We start from the raw sequence: 14976 nt of genomic DNA on the forward strand, positions 1-14976 counted from the left end.
ACGGCGGAGGGCTGAGGGCCGTAAGGTCGGTGGTCCGGGGTGGTCATCCCTCTCGGATGGCGTGCAGACCGGTCAGCGGCCCTCCGTCCACTTGCATGAGGCGACCCATCACCAGCGGGCCGAGGTCGACGGGAGCGAATCCGAAGCCCTCGACGACGGAGCGGAAGACGCTCTTGGCGTCCTGGTCGTCGCCGGCGTAGAAGAGGATCCGGCGGCCGGCTTCGGTGACGGGTTCCGCTGCGACGTAGCGGCCGTACATGTTGTCGAAGGCCTTGATGACATGTGCCCCGGGGATCAGCGAGGCGACCAGTTCACTTCCACCGATGTCGAGGTGCTCTGCGACAAACGAGGGAGTGAGCTTGATCCACTGGTTCGTTGCGTCGATGACGATCCGCCCCTCTCTGGCCGGCAGGTGGCGCACCGCCTCGCGGACCTTCGACCAGGGGACCGCGAGGACGACGATGTCCGCGGCACCGGCTTCGGCCACACTGCCGGCCGAGGCGCGAGGACCAAAGGCGGCCACGACGTCACCCAGCGTCTCGGGGCCGCGGCTGTTGCTGAAAATCACGTCATGTCCGGCCTTCACGACGTGACCGGCGACGGCACGGGACAGCGTTCCCGCACCGATCATCCCGAACTTCATCGGTGTGCTCCTTCACTGCTGTGGGCTCGCACGATCGGCCGCCCTCCCGGCGATGACCGCGGCGATGGTGCCTGCGTGTCAGGGGACGGCCCGCGGTGCGGCCGACCAGTACCGGGGCCGGGCCGCCGACCAAGCCGTCGGCGGGGCGCGGCCCTCTCCGCAAAGCGGTTGAGGACTCAACAATAACTCCATTTGATTGAGTCCTCAACCTCTAGCTAGAATGGGCGAATGCCGACGGAACCGAAGTGGCTCGACGCCCGCGAGGACCGCGCCTGGCGGACCTTCGTGCACGCGCACCACCAGCTTCATGTCCGCCTGCAGCGGCGCCTCCTCCAGGACTCCGCACTGAGTGAGGCCGACTATGAGATCCTGGCCGTACTGTCGGAGCATCCCGAGGAGCGCTTGCCCGCGCGAGAGCTGTGCGACCTGCTCCTCTGGGAGAAGAGCCGTCTCTCCCATCAGGTTCGGGGCATGCAGCAGCGCGGACTGGTCGCCCGCGAGACCAACCCGGCCGACGCCCGCAGCACCCTCGTCCGCCTGCTGCCTGCCGGACGCCGGGCGATCGAGGAAGCGGCACCCCAGCACGTGGACACTGTGCGCCGGTACTTCATCGATCTCCTCGCCCCTGACGAGCTCGACACCCTTGCCGCCATCCACGAACGCATCCTCCGCCGGCTTGCCGACGAAGCCGCCCAAGATGACGCCACCGCCGAAAGCTGAGCGGCCGCCGGGCGACGGGTTGTGACCTCCATCAGCCCGATTGCATCGGCCGGAAGGATCTCCCACCCCCAATCAGCACGACCACGGCCTCATAACCTGATCGACGATCTTCCCTCCATGAGAGCTGCACCCATCTCGTTTGGCCTGGTCACTTCTCTGAACTAACTGATCGTTTCAAAATGGTTGGTGTTCACAGCGCGGCCTACGGCGTCCAAGGTGGTGGTGGCAGAATGCCGGGGTGGAGTCGATCTTGCGCGCCGCCGGCGAACTGTTGGATGTCGAGTTGTCCGGCCCGGTCGACCTGGGTGGCAGCTCGCGTAGCACCGTGTTGCGCTGTGAAACGGCCGGTGGCGGCAGTGTGATCGTCAAGGCGTTCGGCAACGAGCCGGAGTCCCTGCGCGGCTTCACGGCTGAGGCCGCTGGGCTGTCTCTCGGGATCGCCGGTCCCGAGGTGCTGGGTGTGGACCCCGACGTTCCCCTGCTGGTCATGGCAGATCTCGGGAACGCGCCTACCCTGGCGGACGTTCTGCTCGGGAGTGATCCGACGGCCGCGGAGAGCGGGTTGCTGGCCTGGGCCCGCGGGCTCGGGCAACTGGCCGCCGCGTCGGTGCACCGGCGTGCCGATCTCGCGCGGCTGTGGTCCCGGTACGACAAGGGCATGCGGTCCTGGGGGGACGAGCCGTGGATCGCGCAGAGGGCCACCGATCTGCTCGGGCTGCTCGACGGCGCCGGAATCGCAGTTCCTCCGGGCCTTGCCGGGGAGTTGGCCCGGATCGGGACAGCGGGTGGGGAGGAGTATCCGGCCTTCACCCCGGGTGACACCTGTCCCGACAACAACCTGCTCACCTCACAGGGGCTGCGGCTGATCGACTTCGAAGCGGCCTGCTACCAGTCGGTGTTCCTGACGGCCGCGTACTGCCGGATGCCGTTCTCCAGCTGCTGGTGCGTCTTCACCCTGCCGGCCGGGATCGCCGCGGAGATCGAGCAGGCGTATCGCACGGAGGTCGTCGGTGTGTACCCGGCGCTGGCCGAGGACGAGGTGTGGCAGGCCGGCATGCGGCAGGCCATAGCGGTCTGGACGATGGACGCGACGGTGAGGATGCTTCCTCGCACCGTGGAGGACGAGCCGCTGCACCGGACTCGGCGTCCGGTCCCGACGAGGCGTCAGGTGCTGAGGCATCGCTGGGAGATGGCGAGCACGCTGGAGGAGTTCCCGGCGTTCGCGGAGACGATGCGGTCGTTGTTGCGTGAGGTCTCCGGAGGCTGGGAGGTGGCCCCGCTGCCGGGGTATCCGGCTTTCGGAAACCAAGGGGAGAGCCGGTCGTTTCAGGCACCGGCCGATGTAACGACTCCCGGCTGAAGGCACGTCGGGGCAGGATCTGCCGAATGTCTGCCGATCTTGTTCCTGATGACCTGTGGGAGCAAATGGTTCCGTTGCTCCCGCCGCGGCGTTCTCGGCGGTACCGCAAACCTGGGCGGTTGCCGGTACCGGACCGAGTTTCTCTGGCCGGCATCGTCTGCGTGCTGCGGAAGGGCGTCGCGTGGCGGGATGTTCCTGCTCAGGTCGTCGGTTGCTCAGGGGTGACAAGTCGGCGTCGGCTTCGGGACTGGACCGAGGCCGGTGTCTGGCCCCGCCTCCACAACGCTCTCCTCGGTGAATTGAGAGCATGGGGACTGCTCGCGATGGACGACACCGGGATTGACGGCTCTCACGTCCGCGCTCTGAAGGGGGGAGACCATGTCGGTCCCTCACCTGTCGATCGTGCGCGTCCTGGCTCCAAGCACCATGTGATCGTCGACCAGCACGGCACTCCGCCGGCCGTCTCCGTGACCTAGGGAAATCGGCACGACGTCACGCAGCTGATCCCGTTACTGGAAACGATCCCACGTATCCGGGGATTGCGCGGTCGCCCCCGCAATCGGCCCAAACAGCTGTACGCCGACCGAGGCTACGACTTCGACAAGTACCGCCGCCTGTTGTGGGCGCGCGGAATCAAGCCCGTCATCGCCAGACGCGGGGTTGCACACGGCTCGGACCTTGGGCGCACCAGGTGGGTAGTCGAGCGCACATCCGCCTGGCTCCATCAGTTCAAACGGCTGCGGATCCGCTACGAGCGCCGTGCCGATCTCCACCAAGGGCTGCCAGAGCTGGCCTTCCGGAATCATCTGCCTTCGCCGACTCCGGAAGGCATTCTGAAACGATCAGTGAGGCCGTGCCAATGGGGCCGACAAGTTTCTGCCTGAGGTCGAAGCGGCGGACGCTCCAGCGGGACCCTGTGTAGCCGCGAGCGACTCTACTGCCCGGATGGGTCCCAGCCATTGCCCCATCCGGGCAGGAGCGTCGCTTACGGCTTTGCCACCTTGCCGCCGAAGGTCACAACGAGGCTTCCGTTCGAGGCGAAGGACCACTCCAGGGCGCCGGAATACGCGGAGCACCGGGAACCGTTCGAACCGGACCAGAACTGGTTCGAGCTGTCGGCGTTGCCGACCACCTTGTCGTTCGATCCGCCGCTGCTGAATCGGCACGAGGTGTCGTTCCGGAACACCGAAGTGCCCTCGTCGAACGAGAAGTTGCGGGTGCCGTTGTCGATGCTGACGTTGTCCGACACCGTTATCGTGCCTGGGTTGCTGTTGTAGGTGAACCCGTGTTTGCCGTTGTGGTACGCGATGCTGTTCCGGACGACGTGGTTGACCTTGATGTCCTCGCCGCCGAGCTTGTAGCCGTTGCGGTCGCCGTTCTTGTTCTGGGTGCCGTTGCTCAGTGTGCCGTTGTTGTAGGACAGGGAGTTCTCGATGGTCACCGGGCCGATGGCTCCGGTGTCGGTCTTGGTGTAGAGGTCCCAGCCGTCGTCGATGTTGTTGTGGGAGACGTCGTAGCGGAAGACGTTGCCCGTACCGGTGGTGAGCTTGGAGGCGAAGCCGTCGGCGTCCTCACCGTCGGAGTCGGAGTTGTCGTGCGACTCCGAGCTGATGATCAGGTTGTTGGCCGGCCACTGGGACGCGGAGGTGCTGGAGGCCATCCGGCCCAGCTGTAGGCCCGTGTCGCGGTTGAACGCCGTCACCACACGCTCGATGACGTTGTTGCTGCCTCCGACGGCGATGCCGTTGTCGCCTGCGTGTTGGACGGTCAGGCCGTACAGGTGCCAGTAGTTGGCGTTCAGCTGTATGCCCCGGTTGGACGAGCTCTCGCTCTGCGCCGAGAAGTCCAGCACCGGTTTCTCCCCCGAGAAGGCGGAGAGAGTGGTGCGGGCACTGGAGGTGCCGTTGCCGCCGGCCGGGATGGTGACTGTCGAGGAGTACTCGTAACTGCCACCACGCATGTAAATCGTGCCGCCGGAGGCGATGCGACTGATCGCCGAAGTGAGCGTCGTCGGGTCGGACTGTGTTCCGGCAGCGCTGTCCTTGCCGCTCGGCGCGACGTAGAGGACGGTGCTCACCGCCTTCAAACCACCGGAGGTCTCGGGCACGGTGTTGCTGTTGTCGCCATGCACGGAAACGGCCTGAGCCGTGCCGGACAGCGCGAGGAGGGCGCCAGCCAGCAGGCTGACCGATGTTGTTGCGGCTCTCGATTGCATCGCCTGACTCCAGATTCCTCTGTCGTGGGGGTGCGATGGTTCTGGTCCGTGTCGTCGGGGCGGGCGTTGGGCCCTGGGTCCGCCGACGGAACAGCAGGAGCACGAGCTGGGCCCCTTCTCCTGCGCTTCCACATGCCCAGGAGTTGTTCGACCCTTGACTGATCAGGTCGACTCAGAGCGGGAAAGCGCTTTCTCGGACCGTAGGGAATTGCCGTGACTGCGTCAATAGCGTCGTACGGAATTTGTTCACGTAGATGAATCACGCGACTGCATCGCGACGTCTCACGCTGCACGTCTCAAGTTTGCGAGTCCCCGACTCCGGAGATGAACACGGCGGCAGAAGTCGACGGCAGAGGGTAGGCCCTACAAGCAGGAGCCCACCAAGCGAACGGCCCCGCCCTGCGCGCTCAACCGCTCGACCCCCAGCGTCGACCCGGCCCGTGCCGCCCATACTCAGCCCCCAACACCCCTACGGGCGTGGCGGCGCAACGACCATCAGTGAATCCATGGATGCAAATAAAAAACATGTACGTGACTATTGACGTCCTCCAGGCATACACCCAGCTTCGACCGCAAGCGCTTCCCACCAGCCGCGCAAGGCCGGGTCCTGGAGACGAATCATGCGCCTGAAACACGTCGCCGTGCCTACCGCCCTCTCTGGTCTGCCGGCCGGTCCACTCGGGCGGCGGCACATAGCGAAGGGGCGGTGGTCGCTGAGTGGGAGCGGGTCGCGGTACCGCGGCAGGGGGACGGGCGGCACGGTCAGCACGCCTGACGTCGCGTCAAGGCTGGGGTGTTGTCGGGTCGTAGGCGACCACTTCGCCTCTTCCACTTCCCAAGCGGCCCGGAACATAAGGACGTTGGGCATACGCGGCACTCACGGGTGCGGCCCCTGGAGATCAGGGAAGGTGGCCGACCGGATGGTCGACGATCACCGTAACTGCGAGCTGCCCATGTCTGAGTTGTTTTCTCCGGGCAGGCCGGCTGGTTCGACCAGGGCGACGCCGGTCAGCTTCTGGGGCGAGTGGCCGAAGTGCGCACCACGAGAGTGGGCGGGATGACGATGTGGGGTGTCTCGCCGGACGCCGGGATCCCGGCGTCGGGATCGCCGACGATCTCGATCAGTGCCCGCAGGGCACGTCGGCCGAGTTCGTCGAAGTCCTGTCGGACACTGGTCAGCGACGGGCCGAAGTACTCGGTCTCCGGCATGTCGTCGAAACCGACCACGCTGGTGTCCTCGGGCACCCGGAGCCCGGCCTCCTGCAGGGCTCGCAGCAGGCCAAGGGCCATGTGGTCGTTGGCGCAGAACACCGCGGTGACATCGTGGTCGGCGGCGATCCGCCGACCGAGTTCGTGTCCGGTGCGGGCTGTCCAGTCGCCACCGGCCAGCGGTTCGGTCACCGGAGCATCCCGCTTTTGCAGCGCCCGGCGCCATCCGGCCTCACGCTCCTGCGCGTCGAGCCAGGAGCGTGGCCCCACCAGGTGGTGCACCGTGCGATGTCCCAGGTCGAGCAGGTAGGAGGTGGCGAGCTCAGCACCCGCCTCGTTGTCCACGGCGACCGAGGCCAGCGCGGTGTGGGTGCCGCAGCCGACTGCGACCAGAGGCACGTCCGAGGGAACGCTCGCCAGTGCGCCGACCGCGGCGGTCTGCGGTGCGATGACGATGATTCCCTCCACGCCCTGGTCCAGGAGCCGGTCGACAGCATCCAGCACCGAGCGCCGGTCAAACGTACCGATCGCGGCCACGGTGACGAAGTACTCGTGCTGTCTGGACGCCTGCTCGATGCCGTAGAGCATGCAAGCCGGGCCGTACAACGTGGTGTTGAAACTGATCACACCCAGGGTGCGGGTGCGGCGGGTCGCCAAGGTGCGGGCGGCGGCGTTGGGGCGGTAGCCGAGTTCGCGGACGGCGGCGAGTACACGGTCCCGGGTGGCCGGCCGCACGTTCGGGTGGTCATTGAGGACCCGGGAGACGGTCTGGTGGGAGACGCCCGCGACCCGCGCCACGTCCGCCATCACCGGTGCGCGATCCGCGTCCATGCTCCACCTCCCCGCACCATCATGTATCCGATCCGGCGCCTTCTCCGGTGGGAGGCGCCACGTCGTAGGGATTTGTTAGCGCACACATTCTGGGGTGGTCAAGGTGCCCCATCCACTCTCTTGCGGAACTCCAACCCGTTCCACGGGCCCCGGAACCGCACTGACCTGCCCATCCGTCACCCACGGCTAGGGGAGCCGCTCCGGACCGGGCGCCGAAGCCATGGAAGTACATGACCTTTGTTTCCGCTTTCTTGACTGTTCAGCAGTGTTGACCGGCTGTTCATCCCAGCGTAAAAAGACGGAGTCGCGAGATCGGCCGGTTAGCCACCGGCCGCACGAGAACGGTGCAGGCACACCGCCCGGCCAGCTCCGACAGAGCGGCCGGCAGGCCGACCGTGCCCCCCACCCCCGGACAGCTCGGATGAGTCACGGCATCCGAGAGCCTCGATTGTTAGCGCTCACAACTTCAGGGTCGAGCGGGTTGACGTCCCCCTGCTCCCAGCGCACCCGCGCCGGGCCGCAGAAGAACCCAAGACGGAAGAGGTTCACAGTGACAGCCACACATCTGAGAGGGTTACGGCTGAGGGCGGTGGGTGCAGTCCTCGCCCTACTCGCCGGCATCCTGGCCGGGGTCATCAGCACCGCGGGCACGGCCCAGGCCGCTTCCTCCCTGCCCTGCGACATCTACGCCTCCGCGGGGACACCCTGCGCCGCGGCGCACAGCACCACCCGGGCGCTCTACGCCTCCTACAACGGCGCCCTCTACCAGGTCAAGCGCGCCTCGGACTCCGCCACCGCCGACATCGGCCTCCTCAGCGCCGGCGGCTACGCCAACGCCGCGGCGCAGGACTCCTTCTGCTCCGGCACGACCTGCATCATCACCAAGATCTACGACCAGAGCTCGAACCACAACAACCTGACCATCGAGGGGCCGGGCGGCAACGGCGGGCAGGACGTCGGCGCGATCGCCGACGCCCTGCCGGTCACGGTCGGCGGTCACAAGGCGTACAGCATCTTCGTGAACGCCGGCGTCGGCTACCGCGACAACAGCACCACGGGCATCGCCACCGGCAGTTCCCCCGAGGGCGCCTACATGGTGACCAGCGGCCACCACGTGAACAACCGGTGCTGCTTCGACTACGGCAACGCCGAGACGTCCGGCAACGACACCGGCAACGGCCACATGGACGCCATCAACTTCGGCACGGAATGCTGGTTCTCGTGTTCCGGCGCCGGATCGGGCCCCTGGGTCGAGGCGGACCTGGAGAACGGCCTCTTCTTCGGAGGGAACGGCGCCAACTCGGCCAACACCGGCAACTCCAGCGAGTTCGTCACCGCCCTGGAGAAGAACAACGGCAAGACGACCTACGCCATCAAGGGCGGCAACGCCCAGTCGGGCAGCCTGACCACCTGGTACAGCGGGGCCCTTCCCAACCTCGGCGGATACACCCCGATGAGCCTGGAAGGCGCCATCGTCCTGGGCACCGGCGGTGACAACAGCAACGGTTCGGACGGCTCCTTCTTCGAAGGCGTCATGACCTCCGGCTACCCGACCGACGCCGCCGACAACGCCGTACAGGCAAACATCACCTCTGTCGCGTACACCACCCCGACCGCGACCTTCCCGGTCACCGGCACCGCCTACCGCCTGACCAACGTCAACAGCAGCAAGGTTCTCGACGCGGTGAACTGCGGGACGGCCAACGGCACCGCGATCGACGAGTGGGCCTCGCTCGGCAACACCTGCCAGCAGTGGAAGTTCGCCGGCGCGGCCAACGGCCACTACACGATCACCAACGTCAACAGCGGCACCGTCCTGGACGACAAGAGCTGCGGCCAGTCCAACGGCACCGCGGTCCAGCTGTGGGTCCCGCTCGGCAACACCTGCCAGCAGTGGGACGTCACCAAGGCCGGCAGCCACTACACGATCAGCAACGTCAACACCGGCATGACGCTGGACGTCGCGAACTGCGGAACGGCCAACGGCACCGCGGTCCGCCAGTGGCAGCAGCTCGACAACACCTGCCAGCAGTGGAACATCGCTCCCTGACCGAAACCCCGACTCATCGATGGCCCGCCGTCCTCCTCAACAGCGGACCATCGGCCTGCCTCGGAAGGCGACCGGCGGACGGGTCCCGAACCGTCCCGACCGCCCCCTCCACCGCACCCAACCGCCGCGAAGGGCAGAACCCACCGCTCCTCCCAATAGCGCCCTTCCCGGTGGCCAGACCCATCCGTCTCACATAAGGAAGTCCCCCATGTCTGCAGAAGCCGGCCCCTCCCGCAGAACCGTCCTCACAGTCATCGGTGCCGCGTCCCTGGCCGGGACCTTCGCCGCCCCCACTCCCGCCGGGGCCGCCGAGCGCTCCGACGCCGCGGACACTGCCACGGATCTCCCCGCCGAGGCCGCGCACTGGAGCTTCGACGAGGGATCCGGTACCGCCGCCGCCGACTCCTCCGGCAACAGCCACACCGCGACCCTCCAGGAGGCGGCCGCCTGGGACACCGGCAAGGTCGGAGGTCACAGCCTGAGCCTCACCGCAGGCGGGAACGCCACCGCGTCCGGACCGGCACTCGACACCTCCGGTGCGTTCTCGGTGGCCGCCTGGGTCAACCTCAGTCAACTGGGCGGCTACCAGACCGCCGTCAGCATCGACGGCAAGGTCGTCAGCGCCTTCTACCTGGGGCTGCGCGACGACACCGGCACCTTCGCCTTCGCCCGGCTCGACTCGGACGCTACCCAGAACGCCGCCGTCGCGGCCGCCGCGTCGGCCCCCACCGCCGGCACCTGGACCCACCTCGTCGGCGTCAGCGACGCCTCGGCCGGTGTCACCCGCCTCTACGTCAACGGCGTACTCGAAGGGGAAACCGCCTACACCGCGGGCTGGGCCGGCACCGGAGACACCGCCATCGGCCGGGCGCTCTACGGCGGCGGGCACGTCGACCAGTGGCACGGCCTGATCGACGACGTGTGGCTGTTCCCGACCGCCCTCACCTCCGAGCAGGTCGCGACACTGGCCGGGGTGCCGGTGGCGAGCACGACACCGCTGCTGAGCGTGGACGTCGCCAACCCCGCACACGCCGTGTCCCCCATCCTTCCCGGCCTGATGTTCGAGGACATCAACCACTCCGGCGAGGGCGGCATCTACGCCGAACTGGTGCAGAACCGCTCGATGATGGCCAGCGACACCACGCCCGTGCACTGGTCCGCCGTCGGCGGGACGACCCTCGCGCTCGACACCACCACGCCCCTCAACGACGTCCTCACGCGTTCCCTCAAGGTCGTGCTGCCGAGCGGTACCGGCGCCAGGAAACGGGCCGGGGTGTCCAATGACGGATTCTGGGGCATACCCGTACGGCCCCGAACCACTTACACCGCCCGGCTGTTCGCCAAGGCATCACGACCCATCGGCCCACTCACGGTGACCATCGAGTCGGCAGACGGCAAGACGGTGTACGCCTCCGCACGGACGCCCCACGTCGGCACCGCGTTCCCCGGCCGCCCCTTCGAGCTGACCCTGCACACCGGTTCACGCACCCCTGTGGCCGGTGACGCGGTGCTGACCGTGACCACCGACGACCCTTCCGCCGCGGGCAAGACCCTGTGGCTCCAGCACGTCTCCCTCTTTCCGCCCACCTACCACAACCGTCCCAACGGCCTGCGCATCGACCTGATGGAGAAACTGGTCGCCCTGAAGCCGAAGTTCCTGCGATTCCCCGGCGGAAACTTCCTTGAGGGCAACACGATCGCGACACGGTTCAACTGGAAGAACACCATCGGTCCGGTCTGGGAGCGCCCCGGCCACATGGACGACGCCTGGGGCTACTGGTCCACCGACGGACTCGGACTCCTCGAATACCTGCAGTGGGTCGAGGACCTGCACGCCCAGCCGGTCCTCGCCGTCTTCGCCGGCTACGCGCTGAAGGGCGAACACGTCACCGGCGACGCGCTCAAGCCGTACATCCAGGACGCCCTCGACGAGATCGAATACATCACCGGCCCCGTCACCAGCACCTGGGGCGCGAAACGAGCCGCCAACGGACACCCGAAGCCGTTCCCCCTGGAGTTCGTGGAGATCGGCAACGAGGACTGGTTCGACTCCTCCGGATCCTATGACGAACGGTTCGCGGCCTTCCACGACGCGATCAAGGCGAAGTACCCACACCTGAAGTTGATCGCCACGACGTCGGTGACAAGCCGCACACCGGACCTGATCGACGAGCACTACTACCTCGCGCCGTCCGCCGCCCAGGCCGCCACCCACAAGTACGACAACCGGGACCGCAGCTCGACCAAGGTATTCGTCGGTGAGTGGGCCGCGCAGGAGGGCCGCCCCACGCCCGACCTCAACGCCGCACTGGGTGACGCCGCCTGGCTGGCCGGACTGATCCGCAACTCGGACCAGGTCCTGATGGAGTGCTACGCGCCACTGTTCTCCCACGTCAAGAACAACGCCTGGGCGACCAACCTGATCGCCTACGACAACCTCACCAGCTACGTGTCGCCCAGCTACTGGGCGCAGCGCATGCTGACGAGCAAGCTCGGCGAAGCGGTGCTGCCAGCCACCACACGCGCCCTCCCCGGCCTCGCGACCGTGGCCACCCGCTCCGGGAAACATCTCTACCTCGCGGTCGTCAACTCCGGAACGGAGAAGGTGGATGTGCCGATCGAACTGAAGGGACTGGCCAAGGGAGTCAGGACGAACGCCAACGCCACCGTCCTGACGGGCCCCTCCGCGACCACTACCAACACACTGACCGAACCCACCACCCTCATGCCCAGGTCCAGCGTCGTGAGCGGCGCCGCGGCGACATTCACCAGCACCCTGCCGCCGCTCTCCGTCACCGTCCTGGAACTCATCCTGACCTGACCCCGGCCCACCCCGCCCGCCTGCTCATCGCAGGCGGGCAACATCACGGGCGCGCTCCCCCGCGGCCGTCGGGACGAACCTGACACGGACCGAGGATGTCAATCCCCTGGTTGCGTAGAGACGTTGGTTATGCGGCCCGGCCTTCCTGATCGGTCCGGGCTCGCGCTTCCTGGATGATCCGTTCGAACTCGACGGGTGGCTTCCCGCCGGCCGTGCTGCGACGGCGTTTCGTGTTGTAGAAATCCGCGATCCACGTGGCGGTCTTCAGCCGGTCCTCGGCGCGGGTGGTGAAGGTGTGCCGGTGGATGTACTCGACCTTGAGGACCGAGTGGAACGACTCCCCGGCGGCGTTGTCCAGCGCCGACCCGACGCGTCCCATCGACTGCACCACGCCCCAGCGGCCGCACAGCTGCTGGAACGCCTCGGACGTGTATTCGCTGCCGCGGTCCGTGTGGAAAATGACGCCGTCGACCTGGCCGCCCCGGGTCGCGATCGCCGTCTGCAGGGCGGCACTGACCAGCGAGGCGTCGTGCCGCGAGCCCATCGCGTGGCCCAGGGCGCGGCGCGAGAAGGCATCGTGGACGGATGCGAGACAGAGCTTGCCCTCACCGGTCTCGATCTCCGTCATGTCGCCCCACCACAAGACGGTGGGCGCGATCGCGTCGAACTTGCGTCGCACCAGGTCAGGAGCAGTCTTCCGCTTGCCGGGGCGGGTGAGCGAGCGGCGCCGACGAGGCGGCCTACGGCCCTGCGGACCGAGCTCCGCCATGATCTCGGCGACGGTGTTCTGCGACACCTGCCAACCCTCCTCCCACAAATCCAGCGTGATCCTCGGCGAGCCGTACGTCCGGCCAGAGCGATCGAAGAAGTGACAGATGCGCTCGGCCAGCTCTGCGCGTCTGATCTCGCGTTTCGTCGGCTCGAACGGTCGGCGGCGCCACTTGTAGAACCACGCCTCCGACACGCCCAGCGCCCGACAGGAGATGCGGTGCGGAATGCTGTGCACGGTCTTCCGGTCGCTGATCACCCCGACGAGCAACGCCGGTTCCGCCACAGCTACTTCACCCACAAGACCATGCAGCGTTTGAGCACATCACGCTCCATGGCCAGCTCCTTGTTGTCCTTCTTCAGCTGCGCGTTCTCCCGCCGCAGCCGCGCGAGCTCCTCGCTCTCACCCGTCCCCGTGGCCCCGCCGGCCCTGCGGGTCCGCGACACCCAGCTCGCCAGCGTGGTCTCGTTGATCCCGAGATCCTGCGCGACCTGCGCGATCGGCTTGCCGGTCTCCATGACGATCCGCACAGCCCCCTCACGGAACTCCGCGTCGAACTTCCGTCCCTTGCCCGCCATGACCCTCAACTTCCCCTGCAGTCACGGCCTCTACGCTACGAGGGGAAGGTCACGGCCGGCCTCCCGTTCGAACACGGTCAACTCGATGCCGTTGGTGTGGAGGACCGCGGCGGCGGTCAGCCCCCCGAGGCCGCCGCCACCCGATCGCGATCGGGTGGTGGGGTGTCCCCGTCACAGGAGATCTCACTTCCTGGAGGATCGCTGGGGAAGGCGGGTGGCTGTGTCGCGGGCGCCGGTCATGCGGTGGTGTCGGGCGCCCCGAACCATGTCGAGAGCGCCGTGGTGAGGTCGTCGTGCGGGACGGCTGCGCAAATGTGGCCGTCGGGTCGCACGAGCAGGGCGTCGCATCCGGGCAGGGGCAGGTTGTCGACGCGCAGCCCGACCACACGGGAGGCCCATGGCTGTGCCTGCTCCAGGTACTGCGGCTTCCGTGCGAGGAGCACACCGTGTCCGGTGTGGAATGCCGTGCTGGCCCAGGAGCCGCCGGATTCGAAGTCGCGCAGCCGGGTACCGACCGGTGCTTCGCCGCCGTAGCTGATGGCGAGGCCGGAGGTCGTCTCGGCCATGGCCTGGTTGGCCTCCGGTGTCTGGAGCAGCCGTTCCAGGACCCTCCGAAGGGCTTCGTGGTTTGCGTCCTGGATGCGGAGGGTGTTCTGGGCGCGGGTGTTCTCCAGGACTTGGGCGCCGACTGGGTGCCGCTCTGCGTGGTAGGTGTCGAGCAGGGTCTCGGCCATGGTGCCGGTGATCACGGCGGCGAGTTTCCAGCCGAGGTTGAAGGCGTCCTGCACACCGAGGTTGAGTCCCTGGCCGCCGGCCGGGAAGTGGATGTGCGCCGCGTCGCCGGCCAGGAACACGCGTCCTGTGCGGTAGTGCTCGACCTGCCGGGAGGCGTCGCCGAAGCGGCCGGCGTAGAGGACGTCCTGAAGCTGGTAGTCATCACCGTAGAACCGGTGCAGGCCGTCGACGATCTGCTGCCTGGTTACCTCGTCACGGGCCGCGCGGTGGTCGCTGTAGAGGATCCGGTACAGCCCCGGTTCGGCGTAGGGGAGCAGGTTCGCGGTGGATCCGTCAGGCTCGGCACGCCGCAGCCGGCGCATGGACCTGCGTTCCCGCTGCTGTTCGGTGAGCTGCGGCAATTCCTTGGCCCCCGGGCTGAGCCGGATGTCGGCCATGGTGAAGTACTCCGTCGCCGCCGTACCGGGGAAATCGACCGCTAGCAGCTTGCGGATGCTGCTGCGACCGCCGTCGCATGCCGCCACGTAGCGGGCCGTGAGCGTGTCGGGGCCGTGCACGGTGACCGTGTTCTCGTCCTGCTGGACGTCGTCCACGGTCCAGCCCCGCCGCAGTTCGCCACCGAGTTCGAGGAACCGCTGCTCCAGGACCGCTTCCAGCTGCGCCTGCGGGAGCACCATCTGGTAGGGGTAGCGGGTGTCGAGGGAAGTGTAGGGCAGGAACGCGACGGTGAAGTGGGAGCCGGGGATGCCGCCTTCGGCCCTGTCCTGCGCCGCCGTGAGCAGGCCGCGCAGGTCAAGCACCTCGGCCGTGCGCGGCTGGAGGTTCAGTGCTTTGCCGAACTCGCTGCGTTGCGTGAGCTTGTCGACGACGATCGTGGTCACTCCGCGCAACCGCAGTTCGGTGGCGAGCATGAGTCCCGTCGGGCCGGCGCCCACCACCACGACATCCGCGTCCGTGGCCTGTCCTTCAACCATCGATGATCACCGTTTCTCCGCTGTACGCATCGCTGCCCACGGCTGTGCGGCAGCGCCTCCGTCGGCGGCGA

The 14976-nt window shown here is 67.5% G+C and carries 10 protein-coding genes and 2 pseudogenes; 5 read left to right on the top strand and 7 right to left on the bottom strand.

The window, feature by feature from the left end:
- Positions 1-43: 43 nt before the first annotated feature.
- Positions 44-643 (bottom strand): NADPH-dependent F420 reductase, encoded by a 600-nt coding sequence (locus tag OG407_RS00965; RefSeq protein ID WP_405854034.1) that lies wholly within the window; start codon positions 641-643, stop codon positions 44-46.
- 228 nt (positions 644-871) lie between these two features.
- Here OG407_RS00965 and OG407_RS00970 point away from each other — a divergent pair, with 228 nt between their 5' ends.
- From OG407_RS00970 to OG407_RS00980, 3 genes and pseudogenes are all read left to right on the top strand, one after another.
- Complete coding sequence (locus OG407_RS00970) at positions 872-1363, top strand: MarR family winged helix-turn-helix transcriptional regulator (protein WP_405854036.1); 492 nt, start codon at positions 872-874, stop codon at positions 1361-1363.
- A 238-nt stretch (positions 1364-1601) separates the two neighbouring features.
- The gene (locus OG407_RS00975; protein WP_405854038.1) at positions 1602-2723 is read left to right on the top strand and encodes a hypothetical protein; all 1122 of its coding nucleotides are present in this window, start codon (positions 1602-1604) and stop codon (positions 2721-2723) included.
- A gap of 26 nt (positions 2724-2749) precedes the next feature.
- Positions 2750-3560 (top strand): annotated as a pseudogene (locus OG407_RS00980) (IS5 family transposase).
- 148 nt (positions 3561-3708) lie between these two features.
- On the opposite strand, the gene OG407_RS00985 reads toward OG407_RS00980, so the two are convergent.
- Together OG407_RS00985 and OG407_RS00990 are read right to left on the bottom strand one after the other, a co-directional pair.
- The gene (locus OG407_RS00985) at positions 3709-4938 is read right to left on the bottom strand and encodes a right-handed parallel beta-helix repeat-containing protein (protein ID WP_405854040.1); all 1230 of its coding nucleotides are present in this window, start codon (positions 4936-4938) and stop codon (positions 3709-3711) included.
- Between the two features lie 1008 nt (positions 4939-5946).
- On the bottom strand, positions 5947-6978 hold the full coding sequence (locus tag OG407_RS00990; protein WP_405854042.1) for a substrate-binding domain-containing protein: 1032 nt from the start codon (positions 6976-6978) through the stop codon (positions 5947-5949).
- A 589-nt stretch (positions 6979-7567) separates the two neighbouring features.
- Between OG407_RS00990 and OG407_RS00995 the strand changes: the two genes are divergently transcribed.
- A complete protein-coding gene (locus tag OG407_RS00995; RefSeq protein WP_405854044.1) occupies positions 7568-9028 on the top strand; it encodes an arabinofuranosidase catalytic domain-containing protein in 1461 nt (486 codons plus the stop codon).
- A 208-nt stretch (positions 9029-9236) separates the two neighbouring features.
- The gene (locus tag OG407_RS01000; RefSeq protein ID WP_405854046.1) at positions 9237-11849 is read left to right on the top strand and encodes a LamG-like jellyroll fold domain-containing protein; all 2613 of its coding nucleotides are present in this window, start codon (positions 9237-9239) and stop codon (positions 11847-11849) included.
- 127 nt (positions 11850-11976) lie between these two features.
- Here the strand turns inward: OG407_RS01000 and OG407_RS01005 are convergent, their stop codons facing one another.
- From OG407_RS01005 to OG407_RS01020, 4 genes and pseudogenes are all read right to left on the bottom strand, one after another.
- Complete coding sequence (locus OG407_RS01005; protein ID WP_405854048.1) at positions 11977-12918, bottom strand: IS3 family transposase; 942 nt, start codon at positions 12916-12918, stop codon at positions 11977-11979.
- Complete coding sequence (locus OG407_RS01010) at positions 12906-13196, bottom strand: transposase (protein ID WP_405854050.1); 291 nt, start codon at positions 13194-13196, stop codon at positions 12906-12908. Before OG407_RS01010 ends, OG407_RS01005 begins: the two co-directional genes overlap by 13 nt.
- A gap of 57 nt (positions 13197-13253) precedes the next feature.
- Positions 13254-13371, bottom strand: a pseudogene (locus OG407_RS01015) (NAD(P)-binding protein); the annotation flags it as partial.
- 61 nt (positions 13372-13432) lie between these two features.
- Positions 13433-14905 carry an FAD-dependent monooxygenase gene (locus tag OG407_RS01020; RefSeq protein WP_405854052.1) on the bottom strand — a complete coding sequence of 491 codons (1473 nt, stop codon included), beginning with the start codon at positions 14903-14905 and terminating at the stop codon, positions 13433-13435.
- Between the last annotated feature and the right edge of the window lie 71 nt (positions 14906-14976).

Origin of the sequence: Streptomyces sp. NBC_01515, assembly GCF_045040345.1 — a bacterium.
GTDB lineage: Bacteria > Actinomycetota > Actinomycetes > Streptomycetales > Streptomycetaceae > Streptomyces.